Below are 22,005 nucleotides of genomic sequence, written 5' to 3'. Positions count from 1 at the left end.
GCCTTGCCCATTTAGAAAATGTTATATATAATTAAATCGAAATCATTACGATTTAATACAGCGGGGTATACATATATTTTGAAAGGAGTTCAAATCGATGAAAAAAGTCTTTTTTGCATTTTTAATGGCAATGCTTGCAATCTTTCCTATCGGCTGCGACCAAAATAACAACAATGCTTCCGAAACGAACAATCATAATGAGGACAAAAACAATCAAAAAGAAATTGAAATTTATACAACAATCTATCCACTGACAGATTTCACTAAAAAAATCGGCGGTAAATACGTTCACGTCGAAAGTGTTTACCCGCCGAATGTAGAAGCCCATACGTATGAACCTACATTAAAAACTTTGGAAGCAATCGCGAAAGCGGATTTATTTATCTATACTGGAGCTGGTATAGAAGGATTTGCCGATAAGGCAGAAAAAACGCTGAAAGACGGCAATGTCAAAATTGTAAAAGCAGCTGAAGGAATCCCATTATTAAGTGCGTCCGAAGATGAACATGACCATGAAAGTGGAGAAGAAGAGCATTCACATCATGAAGAAGATTCAGATCATGAAGAAGAACATGGGAACCAAAACGAAGAGGAACACGATCATGCACATGGAGATGTTGACCCTCATGTATGGCTTGATCCAAATAGGGCCATTACTCTTGCGGAAAACATCAAGAACGCTTTAACGGAAGCGGCTCCTGATCAAAAAGAATATTTTGAACAAAATTTCGCTCAACTTAAACAAGATCTTGAAGAACTGGATCAATCATTTCAAGAAACAATTAAAAAATCGAAAACAAAATATATTCTTGTGGCTCATGCTGCTTATGGTTATTGGGAAGACCGCTACGATATTGAACAAATTCCAATATCGGGATTATCTCCAACAGATGAGCCTAGTCAAAAGCAGCTTGTCAAAATCATTGAACTATCGAAAAAACATCATTTAAAACATGTGATCTTTGAACAAAATGTATCTGAAAAGGTAGCAAAAATCATCCAACAAGAAATTGGTGCCAAATCATTAACGCTACATAATTTAGAAAGTGTTTCGGAAACAGATTTAAAAAATAACGAAGACTACTTCAGCATTATGAAACGCAATCTTGAAACGTTATCTGAAGCTTTAAATTAAATACTATTTGCACGCTTTTAGGGGGCTGTCCAATGAGTCTTTTTTGGCTTATTGATGCCCCCTTTCATGCTTTAGAAAACGTTGCTATATCGATGTTTATGAGTTTTTTGTTTTCAAATGGAAATTTGACTTTCTAGACAGACCTTTATATATACTAAGTTGACATAATAAAACTACTGTAAATCGTTAAACTTTTTTATTTCATATTTTTGTAAAATCAAGTAAAATATTTAGACATACGAATAAATATGAGAGGAGAAACCAAAATGGAAGCAGCTGTTCAAAAACAGAATATGGGTCAAATTACATTATACAGAATATTATTTATTATCGGATTTGTTCATCTTCTAAACGATTCGATTCAAGCTGTTATTCCAGCAGTTTTCCCTATATTGGAAAAATCAATGAATCTTACATATATGCAGCTTGGATTCATTACATTCAGCCTTCAGCTAACGGCATCTTTGCTTCAGCCTGCTGTCGGGTTTTATACAGATAAAAAGCCGATGCCTTATTTGCTGCCCATCGGGCTTACGTGTACGTTTTTCGGCATGTTGGGACTTGCTTTTGCACCTAATTATTGGATTGTTTTAGTTTCGGTATTTTTCGTCGGAATCGGTTCAGCCGTTTTCCATCCGGAAGGTTCAAGAGTGGTACATTTAGCAGCGGGAGAACGAAAAGGGCTCGCCCAATCCATTTTTCAAGTTGGAGGTAATGCCGGACAATCTCTTGCTCCCATTATGACAGCTCTTATTTTCGTCCCTATGGGACAATTTGGCGCGATTTGGTTTACTTTAATTGCCGGCATGGCCGTCATCGTCCTTCTATACATTGCAAATTGGTATAAGGAAAAGCTCGACAGCCGAAAAAAAACAAGCGCAAAAAAAGCCGTTGTGCAAGTTCCTGCCGCTCGAAAAAAGCAAGTGAAAATTGGACTTATGCTGCTTATCTTCTTAGTTTTTGCTCGTTCATGGTATCATGCAGCAATCACTAATTTTTACCCTTTTTATTTAATTCATGAACATGGACTTTCCATCAGCAAAACACAGCTATATATTTTTATATTTTTAGCAGCAGGTGCAATCGGAACATTTTTAGGAGGGCCGCTTTCAGATCGTTTCGGAAGACGGAATATCATTGCTTTCTCAATGCTCGGATCAGCTCCGCTGGCGGTCATTTTGCCTTATGTGAATGAATTTTGGGCAATTCCAATAATGCTCATTAACGGTTTTATTATTTTGTCAAGCTTTTCTGTAGTTGTCGTATACGCACAAGAGCTAATGCCTGGAAAAATCGGAACTGCATCAGGCTTAATGGTCGGTCTTGCCTTCGGTTTAGGCGCTTTAGGATCAGTCGTGCTCGGTGCTCTCGCGGACTTATTCGGCTTAAAGCCAGTTATGATCGCGTGCGGCTTTCTTCCATTTATCGGCATGCTCTCCATGCTTTTACCTTCCGATCAAAAGCTGAAAGAATGGACATCTTAACATTTTTACAAGACAGCAGCTACTTTTCAATTGATGTGAAACAAAAGACAAAGTTGTTTTGACAATAAAAAAAGATTGAATGAAGTTAAAACCAATGAACAATTTTTTGTTCAAATGTAATAAATGAAAGCTTTTATTTGTACTAAGGAACGAATGAACGCAGAAATAATAAAAGGCGTTTTTCGGCTGTCCATCAACTTTTCAGCCTGAGAAAACGCCTTTTGTGTTCTTTTATTCTTGAAAAGCACGGTCACCGAAAATTTTTAACGTTATATCATCTGCTGGAGGATTATGAAGACCGCATCTGACATCCCGATAGTAGCGCTCCAATGGGTATTCTTTTCTTAAGCTTTGTCCGCCTGCAATTCGCATGGCTAGGTCAACGACTTTGATCGCACTGTTTGTGGCAACATATTTTACGGCAGCCAGCTCATGCCCCATTTGTTCGTGTAAATGCGGCTGTTCATCCCATTTTTTCGCCACACTGTACATAAAATGCCGTGCGCTTGTAAGCTCCAGATCCATTTCAGCTGTTTTTCGCCGCACTTCCGAAAGTTCTGAAATTGGATGAGAAAGACTGGCAGGTTGATACTCTTTTGCATATTTGACAGCAAAGTTTCTTGCGGCGATAGCGATCCCGAGGTAGCAGGCAGGAATATGTAAAAGCCATCCTTTCGGAGTGGAAGGACTGAATGTAGCTTGTCTGATCGAAACGAGAGCGTCTTTTTCGACCTTTACGTTGTGCAGTAATAAATCGTCGCTTCTTGTCGCGCGCATACCGATTGTATCCCATGTTTCTTTTATGGAAAGCCCCTCTGCTCCTTTTGGGACTAAATATTCGCCAACCTCACCTGTTTCTTCAATTGTTGCGGTTACAATAAAATAATCTAGAATCGGGGCCAGTGATGTGAACGATTTATGGCCATTAATAATCCAGCTGCTTCCTTCTTTTCTTGCCGTTGTTTTTGGTTTTCCGCCTCTTGCAGGACTTCCGGCAGCCGGTTCTGATGCACAGCTATTGATTAATTTTCCTTCAGCGACAATTTCTTCGCAAATGCGCTCAAACGTGCGTTCATCCCATTTTTTTGATTCGGATAAATCCATTACGATTCCATTATGCCACCCTAACGATAAACCTGTCGCTCCATCTCCTTCTGCAATTTTTTCTTGAACAAGCAGAAATTCATATAAAGAAATTTCATTTCCTCCATATTTTTTTGGCACAGTTAATTTCAGAAATCCTTCCGTTTTTAAATCTGAAAAGTTTTCAAATGGAAACGAAGATTCCTGATCATTTTTCGCGGCTCGCTCCGCGAACTTCTCCGCAAGTTTTTCGGCTTTTTCTCTTAATTCTCGATGCGATTTGTTGACAATAACCATTTCATCTAAAAAATTCATATTCTTCACACACCTGTTTCTTTTTCTTTCTTTTCTATCTCTATTGTAGCTCTATTATTCATTTTCGTTAAGCAATCCAATTGGTTTTATTTTAATTTTTTTGGTAAAATACAGAAAAAAATATGTAGGAAATAAAGGAGAATGATGATGACAACTTTCAAACAGCAGCTTGAAAAATATGCAGAACTTGCCGTCAAGGTCGGAGTCAATGTTCAAAAAGGACAAGAATTGTTCATTTCTGCAAGCATAGATGCAAAAGAACTCGTCCGATTTATTGCGGAAAAAGCTTATGAGGTTGGTGCAAGGAATATTCATATCGACTGGCAAGATGATGTTTTAACAAGATTAAAATATGAAAAGGCTCCTGATGACGTGTTTTTAGAATATCCTGAATGGAAGTCTCTCGAAAGAACTGCCCTAGCAGAAAGAAATGCAGCTTTTATTTCTATTGTGTCCCAAAGCCCTGATTTATTAAAAGGCATTCAGCCTGAGAGAATCGCTAATTTCCAGAAAGCGTCTGGAACAGCTTTAAATACGTTTCGCAGATACATACAATCGGATAAAGTCAGCTGGACGGTTATCGCTGCCGCAAGCGAAGAATGGGCGGAGAAAGTTTTTCCAAATGAAGAAAAATCGCTTCGAGTTGAAAAATTATGGAATGCTATTTTTCAAGCAACACGTATTAATGAGGAAGATCCGGTTTCTGCATGGAAAAAACATAATGAAAACCTTCATCAAAAAGTCGATTATTTAAATGCGAAAAAATATAGAAAACTCCATTATCAAGCTCCTGGAACGGATTTAACTATTGAACTGCCTGAAAAGCACCTATGGGTGGGTGCAGGAAGCGTTAATGAAAAAGGCGTTTCTTTCATGGCAAACATGCCTACAGAAGAAGTGTTCACAGCTCCGAAAAAAGATGGGGTAAATGGTTATGTGACTAGCACAAAACCGTTAAGCTACGGCGGAAATTTAATCGAAAATTTTGTAATCACATTTGAACGAGGACGCATTACAAATGTAACAGCCGAAAAAGGCGAAGAAATTTTGAAGCAATTAGTCGAAACAGATGAAGGCTCTCATTATTTAGGTGAAATTGCTTTAGTACCTCATAACTCACCGATCTCAAAGTCAAATCTTTTATTTTATAACACGTTGTTTGACGAAAATGCTTCAAACCATTTAGCGATCGGCAGCGCCTATGCATTTTGCTTAGAAGGCGGAAAAACGATGACAGAGGATGAATTGAAACAGCATGGTCTCAACACGAGCATTACACATGTTGATTTTATGATCGGAAGTGCAGAAATGGACATCGACGGCATTCTTCCGGACGGCACACGTGAACCAATCTTCCGAAAAGGAAATTGGGCGTTTTAAAAAAGGGCCGGCTGATCGTTTCTCATGAAAGCCTTGCTTAAATATTGCACAACACTTAGCTGAAACTGTATCGTACATCCTTAACGTTTGTTTCAGGCAAGTCAGTAAAAGCTCTATATTTCTCGTTTTGCTTATTTGCTGCATCAACATCATCATAGTATTTGTCTTCTTTGAATCGAATCGTACTTTATCATGCTAATGGGCGGTCATTTGACTTTGCCCTTTTCATTCTTATTCAAAGAAAAAAACAGCCAAACTTTATAATGATCCACTATGCGAAAAGGAGAACGTAAAAAATGGAATTGTCCATCATTTTAAGTTTTCTTGCAGCTTCTATTTTATTAACCGTTGCACCAGGACCCGATAATTTATTTGTCATTGCACAAAGCATGTCTTACGGCTTTCGAGCGGGGTTCATCACTACTCTCGGACTTTGTACCGGACTTATCGGACATACTTTAATCGCATCACTCGGACTGTCAGCCATACTCTATCAATCTACTGTTATTTTTACAGCTATTAAATCTGTCGGTGCGATCTATCTGTTATATTTAGCATGGGAATCTTATAAGGAAGGGAAATCAGCAGTTTCCGGTAAAATAGCAAATGTAAAAAGTCTTTCACTCTTTTCTTTATATAAAAGAGGCATCTTGATGAACCTGTTAAATCCGAAGGTGTCATTGTTCTTTTTAGCTTTCTTGCCGCAGTTTGTATCAACAAACAGCGTCCATGTTCAGCTCGACATGTTTGTGCTAGGTCTTATTTTCATTGTACAGGCATTGGTATTGTTTTCCTTATTTTCAGCATTAGCTGGCAAAATAAAAATTCTGTTTCAATCTAAAAAAACAGTTTCTGCTATTCATTACGGCAAATCTATTTTATTTGCAGTTCTTGGCGGAAAGCTGCTTTTTACAAAAATTTAGTAGATACAATGAGGGGGAACGTCAGGAGCGAAATTTTTTTCGCTCCAGTTTTTTTACTCTGCCCCCTACTTCATTTGTTTAGAAGATGAATGTCCGAATCAACATCATTACTTTCCCGCACTATTTTTTCTTAAGGCAGTAAGATCGATTTTTTCAACATGTTTTAAAGCCGTCCAAACTCATTCTTTTTACAGCTTCTTTTGTCTGCTATAATTCTACGTTTATTAATCTATTTGTCCTCCTACATAACTGAATTCTTCCTATCATCCTTCTCCCAAAAACAAAATCGTCAAGCTGAATAATCATCATTCCAATCATTTGAAGGTGTTTATTCATTTTAACCTTCTAATTCGCATATATTTGTACAAATGAGAGGTGAACATGGTGAACGCAGAAAAAACTAAGCCGGCTCTACAAATAAAAACATTTTTTGAACATCGTTTGCAGCGGTTTCTTCAGCATCTTTTTTTATCGATAATTTGCGGATATATTTTATACTACTTAGTTAATTAAATGCAGAATAAACACAGCGAATTCATAACAAAGAGACTTCACATTTTTAGTACGTGAAGTCCGAAACTGCCCATAATAAACTAACGATGATGAAAGCAAAAGCGCTGCAATCGGTATTTCCAGGGCTTTCCGGAAAGCCAAATCCTCAATATATCAACGTTTCTAAAACAATAATGAGGGCTTCTATTATGCGAAAAAACGAGTTATAGATATCCCCTAAAAAAACATGCCTTGGCTCGCAAGCTTCTTTGAAGTCAGAGTTAAAAAATTCAAATTGAAAAAGACCGCACAATTTCATTAATAAATTGTGCGGTCTTTATCATTTTAACAGCCGATCCACAAGTAAAAAAGATTACTCAGTTTTCTCCTGTTTCTTTTTAAATGTTCGATAGACGAAGAAAAATATAATAAGCGCCAATAAAACAATTGGTAAATTCCCTACAACGATCACAACAATCCAAGATGCCGCCTGAACAATCCAATGAATGCTTGTCAAAAATTGTTCTTTCGTTTTTTCCCACGTATTAAAATCCTTTGAAAAATTTTCATGAGATTTTATTTCTGTTAATTGCAGTTCAACTGTTGCATAGTCTGTTCTATTTTCAATATATTTTATTCTGCCCTTTAATTGTTCGATTTCTTCTTGGACAGCTGCCAAATCTTCCGAAATTTTCAACAAGTCTTCTGTTTTCTCAGCCGATTCCATAAATTTAAGGAGCCGAGCTTCAACCGCTTGCTTCGATTTCAATCGAGAGTTTAAATCGACATATTCTTCTGTTTGATCTTCACCAGTCATTTGCTCCGATTTGACTGATATGCTTGCCTTTTTCACTTCCTCTATAAATCGTTGAAGTTCATTTTGAGGAATGCGGAACGTTACATATGCCTCGATCTTTCCATCCTGTTCCACTGCATTTGATTGAATGATATAGCCCCCTCTGCTTTCGGCCTTCTTTGTTAAGTTTGCAATCGTTTCATCATAGCTTACCACTTCTGCCGTTATATTCGCAGTGTACATAACTTTTCGTTCGTTTGAGTATGTGCTGGCAGCTGATTTCGCTTCAACTGTTTCCATTTCTCCTTTTTTTTCAATTTTTTTCTCTATCATGGTCTGATCCATTTTAGCACTTTCTACGGATGATTTTTGTTCTGAATTGCTGCAGGCGACCAAGAAGAGCAGCAACAAACCAATCAAGACTTTCTTCATTTTCATCATCTCCAGTTAATTACAGTTTATGGATTAGACGAAATAATGAAGCAAAGGTATCTTAAATAGATGAATAAAATGTGTGCAAACAAATGAAAGTGTGCTACTATAATAAACGTACTTGCGCTTGAAACCTTTCGCTTTTACCATTCGTCTAACATAAGGAAATTCTACTCTTCTAAAAAAATCATTTTCATAAAGTTGGTGGGCTTCATGGATTCTAACAAAAAGGCGCAATCGCGGTTTGATTATCAATTAGCATTTATTATATTTCTACTATTTTGCGCGAGCTGCGTGGCCATTTACGGAGCGCAAATGACTTCAGGGCAATATGCGGTAAACTTTATTTTTAAGCAAATTGCCTTCTATGCAGCCAGCTGTCTTATTGCCGGAGTTGTCATGCTGTTCGATTCAGAACAAATTCAAAAAATGACATGGTATTTATACGGTTTTGGGATATTTCTTCTATTTTTGTTAATGATTTCACCAGAAAAAATTGCCAAAGAAATAAATGGCGCTAAAGCATGGTTTACTCTTCCCGGTTTTTCGTTTCAGCCTTCAGAAATCATGAAAGTTTTCTTAATCATTGCTTTGAGCCATATTATTTGCAAGCATCATCAAAAGTATTTGCATCGAACCATTCAAACCGATCTCATTTTGTTATGTAAAATGGGTGTGACGACAGCAGTACCGGTATTGTTCGTTATACTGCAGCCTGACTTTGGGACTGCGCTTGTCATGTTTGCCATTTTAGCCGGCCTTATTCTTGTTTCAGGCATATCTTGGCGGATTCTTACATTAGGGTTTCTCATCGTAACCCTCTTTGCTGCAACAATTTTTTATCTTGTATTGCGAATGCCTGAATTTCTTGCCAAATATTTAGGTGTCAAGCAATATCAGTTCGGCCGGATTTATGCATGGTTAAATCCCGAAGGATATAAAAGCGCTGAAGGCTATCATTTGCTCAATTCTCTAAAAGCTATCGGATCTGGCCAAATTTTCGGAAAAGGGGTTGGGCATGGACAAGTATATATCCCTGAAAACCACACCGACTTTATATTCAGTGTGATTGGGGAGCAATTTGGATTTATCGGCACTAGTATTGTCATTAGTTTATTTTTCTTATTAATCTATCACATCATTAAAGTGTCAATTGAAACAACTGAACCGTTTAACAGCTATCTTTGTACTGGCGTCATCAGCTTGTTTGTCTTCCATGTATTTCAAAATGTCGGCATGACGATTGGCCTTCTGCCGATCACAGGTATACCGCTTCCTTTTATCAGCTATGGAGGAAGCTCCCTTATTGGCAGCATGATGGCGATCGGATTGATTTTCAGTATCCGATGGCACCATCGTGTATCTATGTTTTCAAAAGAATAGGTGTCCAATAAAGTTGGACACCTTTTTTGTGTGCGCCCGGCATGGGTGTAATCTATAGGGTGAAAGTCCCGAGCTGCGAAGGCAGAAGTAGCAGTTAGCTTAACGCAAGGGTGTCTGTGGTGACGCGGAATCTGAAGGAAGCGAGCGGCAAACTTCCGGTCTGAGGAACACGAACTTCATATGAGGCTAGGTATCACTGGGTGAGTTTGCACAACAAAACAAAGCCCTTTCTGCCGAAGGTGATACAAAGTAAATGAAGCAGATGGATGGAAGGAAAGATTACACTCTTACCCGGGGAGGTCTGGCTGGCACGCCAAGTAACCTTGGTAACCTATCTAGTGATAGATAGCTGAACAGTCAGAAGTCAGCAGAAGTCATAGTACTCTTCCAAGCTCGAGATGGAAGAGGAAGGACTGAACAATTAAGGAGAACGAATCGCTAGGCGTTCATCTTCTGTGTGGAAGCAGACAATCCGATAGGACTTACTTGAAGGAGGAAGTGGTGAATCCCACGGGGGACTTCAAGAGGGTGGAGCAGAAGATGGCACAAATAGAAGAATTCGTTCACGTGGAGAGGATATCAATGTTGATGGAAATGATTTTGTCACGGGAAAATCTCCTGGCGGCACTGAAACGAGTCGAACAGAATAAAGGAGGTCACGGAGTAGATGGCATGTCCGTAAAAGACCTACGAAGACACCTCTACGAAAATTGGGACTCCATTCGACAGTCGTTGAGAGAAGGAACCTACAAGCCCTTACCCGTCCGTCGAGTCGAAATCCCGAAACCGAACGGTGGAGTAAGGCTTCTAGGGATCCCTACCGTGACGGATCGTTTCATCCAACAAGCGATTGCCCAAGTGTTGACGAAAATCTTTGATCCGACCTTCTCGAACCATAGCTATGGTTTCCGCCCAGGTAGAAGGGGACATGATGCGGTTAGGGAAGCAAAGGGTTATATCAAAGAAGGATATCGTTGGGTAGTCGATATAGACCTAGAGAAATTCTTTGACAAGGTGAATCACGACAAACTGATGGGGATCTTGGCGAAAACGATCAAAGATCGAATTCTACTGAAGGTAATCCGCCGGTATCTTCAATCAGGCGTGATGATCAATGGAGTGGTAATGGAAACGGACATGGGAACGCCTCAAGGCGGCCCGCTTAGTCCACTTTTATCAAACATCATGCTTCATGAATTGGATAAGGAGCTTGAGAAACGTGGACATAAGTTTGTTCGGTATGCGGATGACTGTAACATCTATGTGAAAACAAAGAAAGCAGGAATTCGTGTCATGAACTCCATTACGAACTTTATAGAGAAGGAGTTAAAGCTCAAGGTAAATAAAGAGAAATCGGCGGTAGACCGTCCTTGGAAACGGAAGTTTCTCGGTTTCAGCTTCACACTCAATAAGACTCCAAAGGTACGGATTGCGAACGAAAGTGTGAAACGTTTGAAGAACAAGATCCGTGAAATTACATCAAGGTCGAAACCGTATCCAATGGAGAAAAGGATTGAGAATCTGAACAAGTATTTAATGGGATGGTGCGGATATTTTGCCTTGGCAGAAACACCAAGTAAGTTCAAAGAATTTGATGAATGGATTAGACGAAGGCTTCGGATGTGTTTGTGGAAAGAATGGAAAACCCCGAAAACAAGAATTCGGAAACTCAGAGGATTAGGGGTTCCAAGCCATAAAGCATTCGAATGGGGCAATACACGCAAGAAATATTGGCGGATTGCCTGCAGTCCCATTCTACACAAAACCCTCGACAACTCCTATTGGAAGCGTCGAGGGTTAAGAAGTCTATTCGAAAGATATCAAGCACTACGTCATACTTAATTGAACCGCCGTATACCGAACGGTACGTACGGTGGTGTGAGAGGTCGGGGGTTAGTCACCCCCTCCTACTCGATTTTGTTTAAAGAAACAGATTGTATTAGCATTCATTTTTGATTTTTTCTCGCCTATGGAAGGCAGAGGTAGCAGCTTTCTGTGTCACTCATATCTTAACGATTCGATTGGATCCAGTCTTGCAGCCTTGTTTGCCGGCAATAGTCCAAAGAGAATTCCAATAAACATGGAGAACAACAGTCCACCGACGACAACCTGCCACGATACTAATGAAGGCCAACCGGCAAAAATGGACACGATGGAAGCAATTCCTGCACCTAATAAAATCCCTAAGGTTCCCCCAATTAGTGTTAATGTCATCGATTCTATCAAAAACTGCAGCAAGATTTGGCTTCTTGTTGCCCCTAGCGCTTTACGGATCCCGATTTCCCTCGTTCTCTCGGTAACGGAGACAAGCATGATGTTCATAACGCCGATACCGCCAACTACGAGAGATATTCCCGCAATACTTCCGATAATCATGGTCATAATACGGGTAATTTGGCCAATGGATTCCGCAATTTCTTCAAAATTCACCACTTGATACGAATCTTCCGTCTTGTGCATTCTGTTTAGCAATTGCTCCGCTTTTTCCCCTGCAGCTTTGATTTCGTCAGCGCTAACTGCTTCAAGCGTTACTTGTGTATAATTCGTTTGGCCGAAAGCATTTCGATAGGCCGTCCATGGAGTGTAAATTTCCGACATGCCAAAGGCAAAAATTCCTGTCGGTTTTTCAAGTATGCCGATAATTTCGAACGGCTGATTCGATACCCAAACGACCTCGCCAATCGGATTTTGACTTTTAAATAAATCTTTTGCTAGTTGGTCGCTAATAATCGCAACACGCCTGCCGCCTAAAAAATCCGCTTCCGTAAACAGGCGGCCTTTATCAATGTTTAATTGATTTACATCCATATATGCCGCATTGATCCCATAAACCGTTGCATCGATTGTTTCTTCTCTATACCTTGTTTGATAAGAACTTGTCGTGGAAGCAACAACCTGTTTGACTTCAGGAATCCCCTTCAGCGCTTCAACATCTTCTTGTGTAAACGGATCCACTAGCATTGCGTTCGGATTTGCTTTCAACTCTTCTTCACTTGGTTGATAATACACTTCTATCGTATTGCTGCTGCCTGCAATTTGGGCTTTTAAGGCTTGTTCGCCCCCTTGGCCGATTGCTACAACTAAAATAACAGATCCGACACCGATAATTATTCCTAGCATTGTCAGAATTGAACGGAGCTTATGGGCAAGAATGGAGGAAAACGCCATCCGAAAATTTTCCATCAAATTCATAATGTCCTCCCCCGTCCCAAATCTTCTTGTAAAATTTCTCCATCTCTTACTACAATCGTACGCTTAGCAAATTGAGCCACTTCATGTTCATGCGTTACGACAATGATGGTTGTCCCTTCTTTATTTAGCATTGTAAATTGTTCCATAATTGCTTCGCTTGTTTTCGTATCCAATGCACCAGTCGGTTCATCTGCCAAAATGAGCTTTGGATTATTCACAATGGCTCGAGCTATTGCCACCCGTTGTTTTTGGCCTCCCGATAATTCGTTTGGCATATGCTGAATTCTATCGCCGAGACCAACCTTTATTAAAGCCTGCTTAGCGAGTTCATCCCGCTGTTTTTTTCCAATGCCGGCGTAAATCATTGGCAGCTCTACATTTTTTAAGGCGCTCAACCGCGGCAGAAGATGAAACTGCTGAAAAACAAAACCGATTTTCTTGTTGCGTATTTTGGCCAATTCTTGATCATCAAGGGACGATATATCCTTCCCTTCAAAATAGTAAGCACCTGATGTCGGGCGGTCCAAACAGCCAATAATATTCATGAGAGTTGATTTGCCGGAACCGGACGGCCCCATAATGGCCACAAAATCCCCCTGCCGGATTTCTAAATTGATTTTTTTGAGCACATCCATTGTTTCTTTACCGTTTCTATAAGATTTCGTCACATCTTCCAGCTTGATCATTTGATTGTCACTTCCACGCCTGCTTTGATTTCATCAGATGGTTCACGAACAATTTCATCATCTTTTGTTAAACCGCTCGTCACCTCAATATATTCATCGGTTGAAGTACCGGTTTTAATTTCTTTTCTTGTTATTTTTCCGTTTTTCACTACATAAACATATTGTTGATTATCATCTTGTTGAACAGCGGTAAGAGGAATAACATTCGCTTTTTTTCTTTCCGTTTCAATTTCCATAATCAATTTAAAGCCAGGCTTCACCGGGATGTTCTGATCTTGGACAAGAACTTCCACTGGATACTGGACAGCCTCGTTTCCTGTTTCCGCCGCCATCTCACTGCCTTGTTGAGGCAAAATGCCAATTTTCAATACTTTTCCTTTCCATTTTGCATCAGGCACCACATCAGATTTTAAAACTACAGGCTGACCTTCTTTAATTTTTAAAGAATCGTATTCAGAAATGACCCCTTCCACTTTCATTTTGTTTAAACTGCCAATATGTATGAGCGGTTTCACATTTTCGCCCATTGCTACTGATGCATCTTCATCTACGGTAATCACAATTCCATCAACTTCGCTTTTTACTTCAAGTTCTGAAATTTTCTTTTCTACTGTTTCCTTTTGAATCTTCTGTTGTTTAAGCTCAAGATTTGTCATCTTTTTATCCATTTGCAGCTGATTTTTTTCATTTTCTATTTGCTTTTCTGCTTCTTCTTTACCGACTTGTTTCTTCAATTCTTCTTCTTTTTTCTTAAGATCTTCCAACTGCTCATTGATTTGATCGAGCTTGATGTAGCTTTGTTCAATCGAAAGCTTGGCCTGTTCCTTTTCAAGTTCTAATTGTTCGTTTTCATAAATGACGAGGGGTGTTCCTTTTTTAATTTTGTCCCCTTCATTGACAAGGATTTTTTTGACTTTTCCTCTTTCAGCATCATAATAAATTTTTTGTTCATTCATTAACTGTAGAGTACCGGGAATCATTACATTCCCGGTAATTTCTTTTTCTTTCATCTTGACTGTTTCTACAGTCGGATTTCCCTTCGATGCAGCACGAAAAATACTGATCCCGACAAATAAAGCGATGATAACTGCAACTCCTATACCGATCAAAACTTTCTTTCTCATACTATTGCTACGCCCCCACCAATGATTGAGTTGCTCCTGATAATGTCATTATCAGACTGCCAAGAATGAATAAAACGATTGAAATGGTCCAAGATGCACCTTTGGATAGTTGGCCTACATGATGAAGCCCAAAAGCGGTTAATACCGTTCCCCAAATTCCAAAAATTTCGATAGATGACAAAAATGATCCAAGCGCCCCTTCAGCTCCTACAATACTGTTTAAACTTGTAAATTCTTGATCAGGGGTATCTCCTCCGCCGACAAAATATAAAATAATCGCATTTAACAGTGTTCCTATTGTTGTAATGAGAGAAATAAAAACGGTCATTGAAAACATTTGTTTAAAACGAATTTGTTTTCCGGCAATTTTAACGATGGCAAAAAGAATAAGTGCCGAAATCAATAGTGCAATAAGTCCGCCAATGATACCAAACACAAGTGCACTGACTTTTGTAAATGCGCCGACGTAAGCTGCTCCTTCTACACCTAATTCCTCTTCCACGATGCTATAGTCGACTGACAACATCGAAAGGTAAGCTGCCAAAGATGAAATAATAATGACAACAATTAATGGAAGCAATACTTTTGGCTGTTGTTTGATCCGCTCAAGCGTCTCAATCGGACTTGTCACAATCCCAAACAACGACGGTTTATCCACTTTTTCATTTGAATGCTGAATGTTCAGTTGCTCACTCATTAAAGTCATCTCCTCCATTATAATGATTATTTTCAATTTATTTTACGAGATTGATAAGAATGAAGTTTCACATTTTTTGAATTTCTTACAAATATTTTGAAAAACTTCCCTTAACATGATGAAAAGACCGCAGAAATACATTCTACGGTCTTTTACAGGTTATTAACTCTTTGGTTATCATTTTGTCCGCATGTTGTTTAGCTCTAATTTGCGCCTGTTTGCCGCGCTTGGCTTTAAAACGGTATTTGTGACTGCTGCGCTGATTGCTGATTTTGTTGGCGCACTTCATTGACGTTCGTTTGGCTCGCTTGTCCGCTTAACGGATTGAAGCTGAAGCCGGATGCTTGCTGCGTTTGATATTGGTTCGGTATTTGCTGTGCTGATTGCTGGTTTTGTTGGCGCACTTCATTGACGTTTGTTTGGCTCGCTTGTCCGCTTAACGGATTGAAGCTGAAGCCTGATGATTGCTGACCTTGATATTGGTTCGGTATTTGCTGCGCTGATTGCTGATTTTGCTGGCGCACTTCGTTTACGTTCGTTTGGCTCGCTTGTCCGCTTAACGGATTGAAGCTGAAGCCTGATGATTGCTGACCTTGATATTGGTTCGGTATTTGCTGCGCTGATTGCTGATTTTGCTGGCGCACTTCATTGACGTTCGTTTGGCTCGCTTGTCCGCTTAACGGATTAAAGCTGAAGCCTGATGATTGCTGCGCTTGATACTGGTTCGGTATTTGCTGCGCTGATTGCTGGTTTTGCTGGCGCACTTCATTGACGTTTGTTTGGCTCGCTTGTCCGCTTAACGGATTGAAGCTGAAGCCTGATGATTGCTGACTTTGATATTGATTTTGCGGTTGTTGAGCTTGGTATACTGCTTGATACTGGTTTTTCGGTTGATAATTTTGCAGCTGCTGTGCTTGACTATGAAGCGACTGAGCCAAATTTTCAATTTGCTGCAAATTTTGCACCGCATTTTGTTCCTTTTGTCCAAATGCTTGTGTCTGTTGTGCTGTAAATTGATTTGAGCTAAATGCTTGATTAGCGTTTTGCTGTTCTTGCTGTTTCAGCATTTTGGCAATTTGTTGAATCTGCTGCAATGCCTGCTGCGCTTGATTTACATACGATTGAATGCGTTGTGGCACTCTTTTTCCCTCCTTATTCATTTAAATTCATTTTATTTTTTTGTAATCGCCTAATTTTTATTCATAAAAAAATGTGCTTTACATTACAATTCACCATTTTTTCACAGTCAAGATTCCTAGTTTCTGGTAAAATATTGGTATATAGATGGTTTCCTTCTTGAAAGGAGGTTTTTTAATGGTCAAACAAGTGGCGGATCCATTCTTAACCGATCCATTGAGTGCTTTGCATGAATATTTCGACGGAATCATAAACGTAAGGGAAGGGACGTATCTTTTTCAAGAAGGCATGGAGGTTCATGAATTATATTGCATTCAATCCGGTTTGGTGCAAATAAGCAAATCAACTTTAGATGGAAGAGAATTAGCGCTTAGGATCTGCAAAAAAGGCGACCTTATTGGTGAATCTTCTATTTTTTCAAATGAACCAAAGCACATATTTAACGCAAAAGTTTTAGAAAACAGTTCCATTTATTTCATAAAAAAAGAACGATTAGAATGCAAACTGTTTGAAAATCCGAATCTTAGCCTTTCGTTCCTAAAATGGATGAGCGAACAATATCAAATTACTCAAACAAAATTCCGTGATTTGATTTTAAACGGGAAGAAAGGTGCCTTATACTCCACACTCATCCGAATGGCGAACAGCTATGGAGTAAATACTGATAACGGAATTCTCATTAATATAGACATGACCAATCAGGAGCTTGCGAATTTTTGCGGAGCGACTAGAGAAAGTATCAATAGAATGTTGAGCAAGTTGAGGAAAAAAGGCGTGATTTCTTTTCAAAACAAAAAAATCACCATTCACGATCTTCAATTTTTAAAAGATGAAATCAATTGTGAAAATTGCCCCGTTTCCTACTGCCGAATTGATTAAATTGGAAAACCATCTTATATGCTCCTTGTCTTTCAGAGATGGAGGCGGAACTTTAAACTGGCAAATCGCCAGTTTCTTTGTTTAGTTTTCATTTAACAAAGATCTTGTCGTGCATATATTCTGTCAAGTAAAACAATGAAAATAGGGAATACTATGCCGGGACAATGATTCGATCGCAGGACAGGCATTTTTTTAAAGCGGCTAAGGCTAAAAAAATGAGAACCTGTTCGATCGTTTCGGGGTGTGCTTCATATAAGTGTCTTTAATCTTTTCCTTCAAATGAAAGGTTCCTGATTTGAGGTTTTGTTTTTTCTTTGCCATTAAAAACCCCCATCCCAGGCAGACTCTTTACACATCATATGAAATGCATCTGTTTTTTTTGTCTACCTGAGTAGGGGATACCAAATGGAATTTAACTCAAAATTTGCACTTGATTCCTGCAAATTTTAGAATTTCCATATGAAACTTTTATTATGAATACAAATCACAACCGGTGCCATTCCCATGCAGGAAAATGTCCGTACCTTTAGTGCCTTCATTATTTAATGCCGATATCGATCTCTCCAATCATCATTAATGACTGGATCGATAAAAGAAGTTGATGATGAATCATAGGATTTCGCAGTTCCTTCTGAATAATGCTTTCGATTTTGCTCACCCTGTAACGCAATCCGCTGATGGATAACGCCAAATCTGCCGCTGTCTGTTCCAAATTGCCTCCATTGACTAGAAAGATGTACAATGTTCGCAGGAACTCGATATTTTTTGAATCATCCAGTTTTAAGTTTCCAAGGCAAGCTTTAGCCATTTTTTTTACCTCTTGTTCATTCTTTTCATTAATCAGCACACCAACAACTCCTAACGATTCAAATGAAATGATTTGTTGGTGTTTCGATGACACCCTGACTGCTGTAAGTGCTTCTTTATATGCTTCCCCGGCATTTGACACATTGTTTGCTTTGGAGCTGATTCCCCCGTAAAATTTAATAGTAGAGAATTGTGAAGATAGTAAATCAACGATTTTTGACAGCCATGTTTGTATACCTGTTTTAGCAACTTGATCTGCTGTTACCAGCAAAATAAGATGTTTAGCACGCTGGCCAATCAACATGTTTTGTTTTTGATCTTTGCCGTAAGCGGAAAGAAAACTTAAAACTTCTTTTTGCATTTCCAGCTCCTTCGATAAATCATCTTCTTGAAACCGGCAATCCAGCACACAGATATAAAAAGGCTTGGATAAATCCACTCCTATTAAACTAGCTTTCATGATTAAGTCGTGATCATTGCTTTGTTGTCCCGCATTAATCATTTCCTCTAAAAAAAATCCTTTAATCCGTTCATACGATTCTAGCTTCGCTTTTTCATTGAGCAAGCATACCGAGCTGACAGAGGCCAGCCGCTCTAAAATCATAGGAGAAATTGAGGCGTTATATTGATGCAAATCGCGATAAACAAACGAACAATATCCTACAATTTTGTTTTGCAAAAATATTGGTGTCATCAGGCGATCATGATGGCGCAAATGAAGAAGTTGTGTTGATGTGACGATGGCTTGAGGCTGGCAAAAAGGATTTTTTCCTACATAGTCAATAAGTTCGTTTTTATATTGTTCTAATTCATTGGAAGTAATCCCAGCATAGGCCATCGGATGAAGGTGCAGGTTCTCAATTAAAACTGGGATATTCGTCGATTGAAACACTTGACGAACTACGGAGTCTAAATTGTTTCCTTTAATGATTTCCTCAGTGAGCTTCTTATGAACATCCGTCACAAATTTTAAATTATTCCGTTCTTCTAAAAGTTTTTCGTATGTTGCCGCCAACTCTTCTACGATTGGGGACTCTTCAAGATAGCACAGCTCTTGTTCCGCTTCTTCTCCCCATCGATCCACCGTTTGGCCGATCCAATGGCATTCTTCTTTTCCCATACCTTGACAAGCAATTTCTTTGAAAATCGTCTTTTCTCCGACAATTTCTGAAACGAAGCCGCTGGCATAACCAGAAAGGGTAAAGCAAACTGGGATGGATGATGTCTCAAAATGGCGCACATGTTCTTCTGCTTCATAGGAATGACACCAATATCCTTCCATTCTGACTTGATATTTTCCATTTTCCCTTCTGACTTCTAAAAAAGTACATCTCGCTTTCACATGACCTTTCATCGTATGCAGCTTTGGACCATCTTGAATGTACTCCTCTACTGTACAGTTTGCATGATTCATCAATTCTTTCGCGTCTTGTCTACCTAGATTCCATCCATACCGAAACAAAAAACCTTTCATCCGTTCAAATCCCATGTCGCGAATTAAATCTCTGCGCAATAATCCGAGCGCATTTGTCGCCACAATCATCGAGCGGGACTTCCCCATATAAATGTAACCGTTATCAAAATTTAATTCCAGCTGATCTAATGCCGATCTTTTTTTGTTCATATGTTACCACCTTAGCTTTATTCAACAAGATCACCAATCAAGTGGCTGAGCGGATACGTTTTGCAAGCCAATACATAACCTTGTTGCCGCTCCTCATCCGAAAGAGCTCCTTTCGAACACAATCCAATTTTGTATTCTCCCTTTTGGATTTTGACTTTGCACATTCCGCAACCTCCATTTGCACATCCATAAGGAATTTTTACTTGATGAGATCTCGCAGCTTTTAATAAATCAACGCTCTCTCCGCAAGAAAAAATTTCTCCGCCTATATGAATTTGATATACCATTATTATCTCCCTCCCAACATGATAATTTTTTCTATTATTCAAGCATGCTCTACAGCATAACGTTATGCGCCATTTTGCACCTGCTTTTACTAGCGCTGGCGAAAAGAAACAAAAATGCCATAGCATTGATCGCATCGTTGATGAACATAACATCATGGCTATCCGACACCTATAAGCATATTAAATATTTTTGCTTAAGTTATGTTTTCTTCTTCACGACCAATGCCGCAGTTCTTGAAAGCGTCGAACGGAGTTCTTAATCACGCAACATGTTCCCCATTCATAAACAATTAACTTTCTACTTTTGTATCTACCGATTTCACCCCTCTTTTTCATGCTCTCTTCGTTTTTTCACAGATTCTCCAGCAATTCCCCAATGTTCTAGAGGCATTTCTTGAATCATGATGCGGACATTTTCTTTCGGCGCATCCAATACTTTGCACACCGTCTCCGTTAATTCATAGATAAGTGTCTCCTTTTTTTCCGGAGAACGACCTTCTAACAAGTGAACTTGAATGAAAGGCATACGTTTTGACTCTCCTTTCCAAAGATAAAAAGGCTTCAACCGAACGAAAGAAGTTCAGGCTTATGGAGAAAACGTTTTGCTATTGCATCGGTTAACTCCCGCTTAGAACGATTTCTACCATTGCACTGATTCTTGGTCACGAGAAAGTTTGTTATCGTTCAAATAATGGCCCCTGACACACTATCACCGCAACCGGCGAAATAATGGCACCATTCCTTTAAAAAACTATAAAGAGATGAAGCATACATCTGACCCAACATTTTTCGTAAATCGTTCTTTTAACATGATGCGGGAAGACAGCCGCTAAAGTGAGAAAATGCGATGCCGGCTGCAAAAAATTTCAAATCTCTTTTAGTGCAGGCTGTCTTTCTAGGTAAAGCGTCAATGATTGAAATGTACAACAACCGTAACTGTTGTGTTGTACTAGACATATTCGCAATGCTGTCTGGCTTTCAAAAAAGCGAATCATAACCTTGTTTTTGATAAAAACATAAAAATATTCTTATATTTCATTGTGAAAAAAATGCAAAAGCAAAGAATGAAAGCTGTCTCGATATTCCACTTGCGTCCAATGGCTGCATTGTCCGTAAATCATCATTTTTACCCGCGGAAGATGTTTGGCAAAATAATAACTTGTCTCAACAGGAACGATCGGATCATTCAGCCCGTGAACGAGTAAAACTTGTTGTTGTATGCGGCGCAAAGTGGCGCTTGGCAAAACAAGATCATCTACTATCCGCTGGCGAAGCGGAGGAAACATTGCTTCATAGGAACGGCGCACGGCAGAATTCATTGCGGCCTCAAAGCGCATTTTACTAATACTGTTAAGATTGTCTTTAATAAAGCTTTCATCATATGCAAACCAGCGAATGATCTGCGCCATTGCCTCTGCGGATGGATCCTCATAAAACCCCCAAACACGGTCAAGTTCTGGAGTCAATCGAAACGGAGCACCCGCCGAGCCCATCAACACAACGCGATCAATTCGATCAGGCGCCTCGGCCAATAAATGAAGAGCAACAGCCCCGCCTAAAGAATTTCCCACTAAATGAACGTTTTTCACTTCCAATTCATCCAAAAGGTCTTTAAGCTGATCCACCCATAACCTCATCCATGACCGGATGCCTTTCGGAGGTGAAGACGGATGTTCCGACATTCCAAAACCGATTAAGTCTGGCGCGATACAATCAAATCCCTTTTCCTTGAAAAAAGGGAGCGCATATTGCCAATTAGACCAAGCAGTTGCTCCAGGACCGGACCCATGGATAAAAAGAATCGCTTCATTATTTCCGATGCCGGTGCGGTAAAAATAAGTTTCATAGTCTCCGGTTTTGACACGGGCACTTGTCGCTTCTTGCAAACCAATTCCTCCCCTCTCGACTCTATTATCGAATCATTTTCCAACACGTACTCCTGACATAAAATTAATTGACACAATTTTTAGAAAATACTAATTATCCCAATCGTAAACGGTATTTATTGTTTATACAACTCCATTGTTTCATAATAAGAAACAAAAGGAAAAAATAACAAATTTTTTCATACATTAAAACAGTTTCTTGGATAGACCCTACAAAGTGGAACGTGCCGTTAAAGAAATTTCTAGAAAAAAAGGGCATGAAA

The 22,005-nt window shown here is 39.3% G+C and carries 18 protein-coding genes; 7 read left to right on the top strand and 11 right to left on the bottom strand.

Annotated features, from left to right (window positions below; translation table 11 throughout):
• The first annotated feature begins 97 nt into the window (after positions 1–97).
• Entirely contained in the window at positions 98–1,135 is a 1,038-nt protein-coding gene (locus tag RI196_RS07980; protein WP_130157977.1) for a metal ABC transporter substrate-binding protein, read from the top strand.
• A 266-nt stretch (positions 1,136–1,401) separates the two neighbouring features.
• Entirely contained in the window at positions 1,402–2,619 is a 1,218-nt protein-coding gene (locus RI196_RS07975; protein ID WP_066251268.1) for an MFS transporter, read from the top strand.
• A 231-nt stretch (positions 2,620–2,850) separates the two neighbouring features.
• Here RI196_RS07975 and RI196_RS07970 read toward each other — a convergent pair whose 3' ends face one another.
• On the bottom strand, positions 2,851–4,017 hold the full coding sequence (locus tag RI196_RS07970; protein ID WP_094245627.1) for an acyl-CoA dehydrogenase family protein: 1,167 nt from the start codon (positions 4,015–4,017) through the stop codon (positions 2,851–2,853).
• Between the two features lie 147 nt (positions 4,018–4,164).
• On the opposite strand from RI196_RS07970, the gene RI196_RS07965 reads away from it, so the two are divergent.
• Both RI196_RS07965 and RI196_RS07960 read left to right on the top strand, forming a co-directional pair.
• The gene (locus RI196_RS07965) at positions 4,165–5,397 is read left to right on the top strand and encodes an aminopeptidase (protein WP_094245626.1); all 1,233 of its coding nucleotides are present in this window, start codon (positions 4,165–4,167) and stop codon (positions 5,395–5,397) included.
• A gap of 296 nt (positions 5,398–5,693) precedes the next feature.
• The gene (locus RI196_RS07960; RefSeq protein WP_130157976.1) at positions 5,694–6,320 is read left to right on the top strand and encodes a LysE family translocator; all 627 of its coding nucleotides are present in this window, start codon (positions 5,694–5,696) and stop codon (positions 6,318–6,320) included.
• Between the two features lie 865 nt (positions 6,321–7,185).
• On the opposite strand, the gene RI196_RS07955 is transcribed toward RI196_RS07960, so the two are convergent.
• A complete protein-coding gene (locus RI196_RS07955) occupies positions 7,186–8,040 on the bottom strand; it encodes a DUF4349 domain-containing protein (RefSeq protein ID WP_165381945.1) in 855 nt (284 codons plus the stop codon).
• Between the two features lie 213 nt (positions 8,041–8,253).
• On the opposite strand from RI196_RS07955, the gene RI196_RS07950 reads away from it, so the two are divergent.
• Together RI196_RS07950 and ltrA are read left to right on the top strand one after the other, a co-directional pair.
• Positions 8,254–9,423, top strand: a complete 1,170-nt coding sequence (locus RI196_RS07950; protein ID WP_063389628.1) for an FtsW/RodA/SpoVE family cell cycle protein — start codon at positions 8,254–8,256, stop codon at positions 9,421–9,423.
• 582 nt (positions 9,424–10,005) lie between these two features.
• Positions 10,006–11,265, top strand: a complete 1,260-nt coding sequence (gene ltrA / locus RI196_RS07945) for a group II intron reverse transcriptase/maturase (RefSeq protein WP_311067329.1) — start codon at positions 10,006–10,008, stop codon at positions 11,263–11,265.
• A gap of 156 nt (positions 11,266–11,421) precedes the next feature.
• On the opposite strand, the gene RI196_RS07940 is transcribed toward ltrA, so the two are convergent.
• The 5 genes from RI196_RS07940 to RI196_RS07920 form a co-directional block, all read right to left on the bottom strand.
• Positions 11,422–12,615, bottom strand: coding sequence for an ABC transporter permease (locus RI196_RS07940; protein WP_311067226.1), 1,194 nt, complete (start codon positions 12,613–12,615; stop codon positions 11,422–11,424).
• Positions 12,612–13,301 (bottom strand): ABC transporter ATP-binding protein, encoded by a 690-nt coding sequence (locus tag RI196_RS07935; protein WP_311067225.1) that lies wholly within the window; start codon positions 13,299–13,301, stop codon positions 12,612–12,614. The genes RI196_RS07940 and RI196_RS07935 overlap by 4 nt, the downstream gene beginning before the upstream one ends.
• Positions 13,298–14,425 carry an efflux RND transporter periplasmic adaptor subunit gene (locus RI196_RS07930; RefSeq protein ID WP_311067224.1) on the bottom strand — a complete coding sequence of 376 codons (1,128 nt, stop codon included), beginning with the start codon at positions 14,423–14,425 and terminating at the stop codon, positions 13,298–13,300. The genes RI196_RS07935 and RI196_RS07930 overlap by 4 nt, the downstream gene beginning before the upstream one ends.
• Positions 14,426–14,432: 7 nt before the next feature.
• A complete protein-coding gene (yknW, locus tag RI196_RS07925; RefSeq protein WP_311067223.1) occupies positions 14,433–15,122 on the bottom strand; it encodes a YknW family membrane protein in 690 nt (229 codons plus the stop codon).
• Positions 15,123–15,355: 233 nt separating this feature from the next.
• Complete coding sequence (locus RI196_RS07920) at positions 15,356–16,261, bottom strand: hypothetical protein (protein ID WP_311067222.1); 906 nt, start codon at positions 16,259–16,261, stop codon at positions 15,356–15,358.
• 175 nt (positions 16,262–16,436) lie between these two features.
• On the opposite strand from RI196_RS07920, the gene RI196_RS07915 reads away from it, so the two are divergent.
• The gene (locus tag RI196_RS07915; RefSeq protein WP_311067221.1) at positions 16,437–17,138 is read left to right on the top strand and encodes a Crp/Fnr family transcriptional regulator; all 702 of its coding nucleotides are present in this window, start codon (positions 16,437–16,439) and stop codon (positions 17,136–17,138) included.
• 538 nt (positions 17,139–17,676) lie between these two features.
• On the opposite strand, the gene RI196_RS07910 is transcribed toward RI196_RS07915, so the two are convergent.
• The 4 genes from RI196_RS07910 to RI196_RS07895 form a co-directional block, all read right to left on the bottom strand.
• Positions 17,677–19,569, bottom strand: a complete 1,893-nt coding sequence (locus RI196_RS07910; RefSeq protein WP_311067220.1) for a XylR N-terminal domain-containing protein — start codon at positions 19,567–19,569, stop codon at positions 17,677–17,679.
• Positions 19,570–19,586: 17 nt separating this feature from the next.
• Positions 19,587–19,856 (bottom strand): 2Fe-2S iron-sulfur cluster-binding protein, encoded by a 270-nt coding sequence (locus tag RI196_RS07905; RefSeq protein WP_063389622.1) that lies wholly within the window; start codon positions 19,854–19,856, stop codon positions 19,587–19,589.
• Positions 19,857–20,175: 319 nt separating this feature from the next.
• Positions 20,176–20,382, bottom strand: a complete 207-nt coding sequence (locus RI196_RS07900; protein ID WP_130158872.1) for a 4-oxalocrotonate tautomerase — start codon at positions 20,380–20,382, stop codon at positions 20,176–20,178.
• Positions 20,383–20,884: 502 nt separating this feature from the next.
• Complete coding sequence (locus RI196_RS07895; RefSeq protein WP_144598356.1) at positions 20,885–21,742, bottom strand: alpha/beta fold hydrolase; 858 nt, start codon at positions 21,740–21,742, stop codon at positions 20,885–20,887.
• Positions 21,743–22,005: the final 263 nt, after the last annotated feature.

The sequence above is a fragment of the Aeribacillus composti genome, assembly GCF_031760945.1.
Classification (GTDB): Bacteria; Bacillota; Bacilli; order Bacillales; family Aeribacillaceae; genus Aeribacillus; species Aeribacillus composti.
This window is presented reverse-complemented; position numbering and strand designations above follow the sequence as displayed.

Coding starts and splice junctions, on each gene's coding strand:
- RI196_RS07960 (WP_130157976.1), top strand. CDS start 5,694: ATGGAATTGTCCATCATTTTAAGTTTTCTTGCAGCTTCTATTTTATTA.
- RI196_RS07980 (WP_130157977.1), top strand. CDS start 98: ATGAAAAAAGTCTTTTTTGCATTTTTAATGGCAATGCTTGCAATCTTT.
- RI196_RS07910 (WP_311067220.1), bottom strand. CDS start 19,569: ATGAACAAAAAAAGATCGGCATTAGATCAGCTGGAATTAAATTTTGAT.
- RI196_RS07965 (WP_094245626.1), top strand. CDS start 4,165: ATGACAACTTTCAAACAGCAGCTTGAAAAATATGCAGAACTTGCCGTC.
- RI196_RS07905 (WP_063389622.1), bottom strand. CDS start 19,856: ATGGTATATCAAATTCATATAGGCGGAGAAATTTTTTCTTGCGGAGAG.
- RI196_RS07955 (WP_165381945.1), bottom strand. CDS start 8,040: ATGAAGAAAGTCTTGATTGGTTTGTTGCTGCTCTTCTTGGTCGCCTGC.
- ltrA (WP_311067329.1), top strand. CDS start 10,006: ATGTTGATGGAAATGATTTTGTCACGGGAAAATCTCCTGGCGGCACTG.
- RI196_RS07950 (WP_063389628.1), top strand. CDS start 8,254: ATGGATTCTAACAAAAAGGCGCAATCGCGGTTTGATTATCAATTAGCA.
- RI196_RS07915 (WP_311067221.1), top strand. CDS start 16,437: ATGGTCAAACAAGTGGCGGATCCATTCTTAACCGATCCATTGAGTGCT.
- RI196_RS07940 (WP_311067226.1), bottom strand. CDS start 12,615: ATGAATTTGATGGAAAATTTTCGGATGGCGTTTTCCTCCATTCTTGCC.
- RI196_RS07930 (WP_311067224.1), bottom strand. CDS start 14,425: ATGAGAAAGAAAGTTTTGATCGGTATAGGAGTTGCAGTTATCATCGCT.
- yknW (WP_311067223.1), bottom strand. CDS start 15,122: ATGAGTGAGCAACTGAACATTCAGCATTCAAATGAAAAAGTGGATAAA.
- RI196_RS07935 (WP_311067225.1), bottom strand. CDS start 13,301: ATGATCAAGCTGGAAGATGTGACGAAATCTTATAGAAACGGTAAAGAA.
- RI196_RS07975 (WP_066251268.1), top strand. CDS start 1,402: ATGGAAGCAGCTGTTCAAAAACAGAATATGGGTCAAATTACATTATAC.
- RI196_RS07970 (WP_094245627.1), bottom strand. CDS start 4,017: ATGAATTTTTTAGATGAAATGGTTATTGTCAACAAATCGCATCGAGAA.
- RI196_RS07900 (WP_130158872.1), bottom strand. CDS start 20,382: ATGCCTTTCATTCAAGTTCACTTGTTAGAAGGTCGTTCTCCGGAAAAA.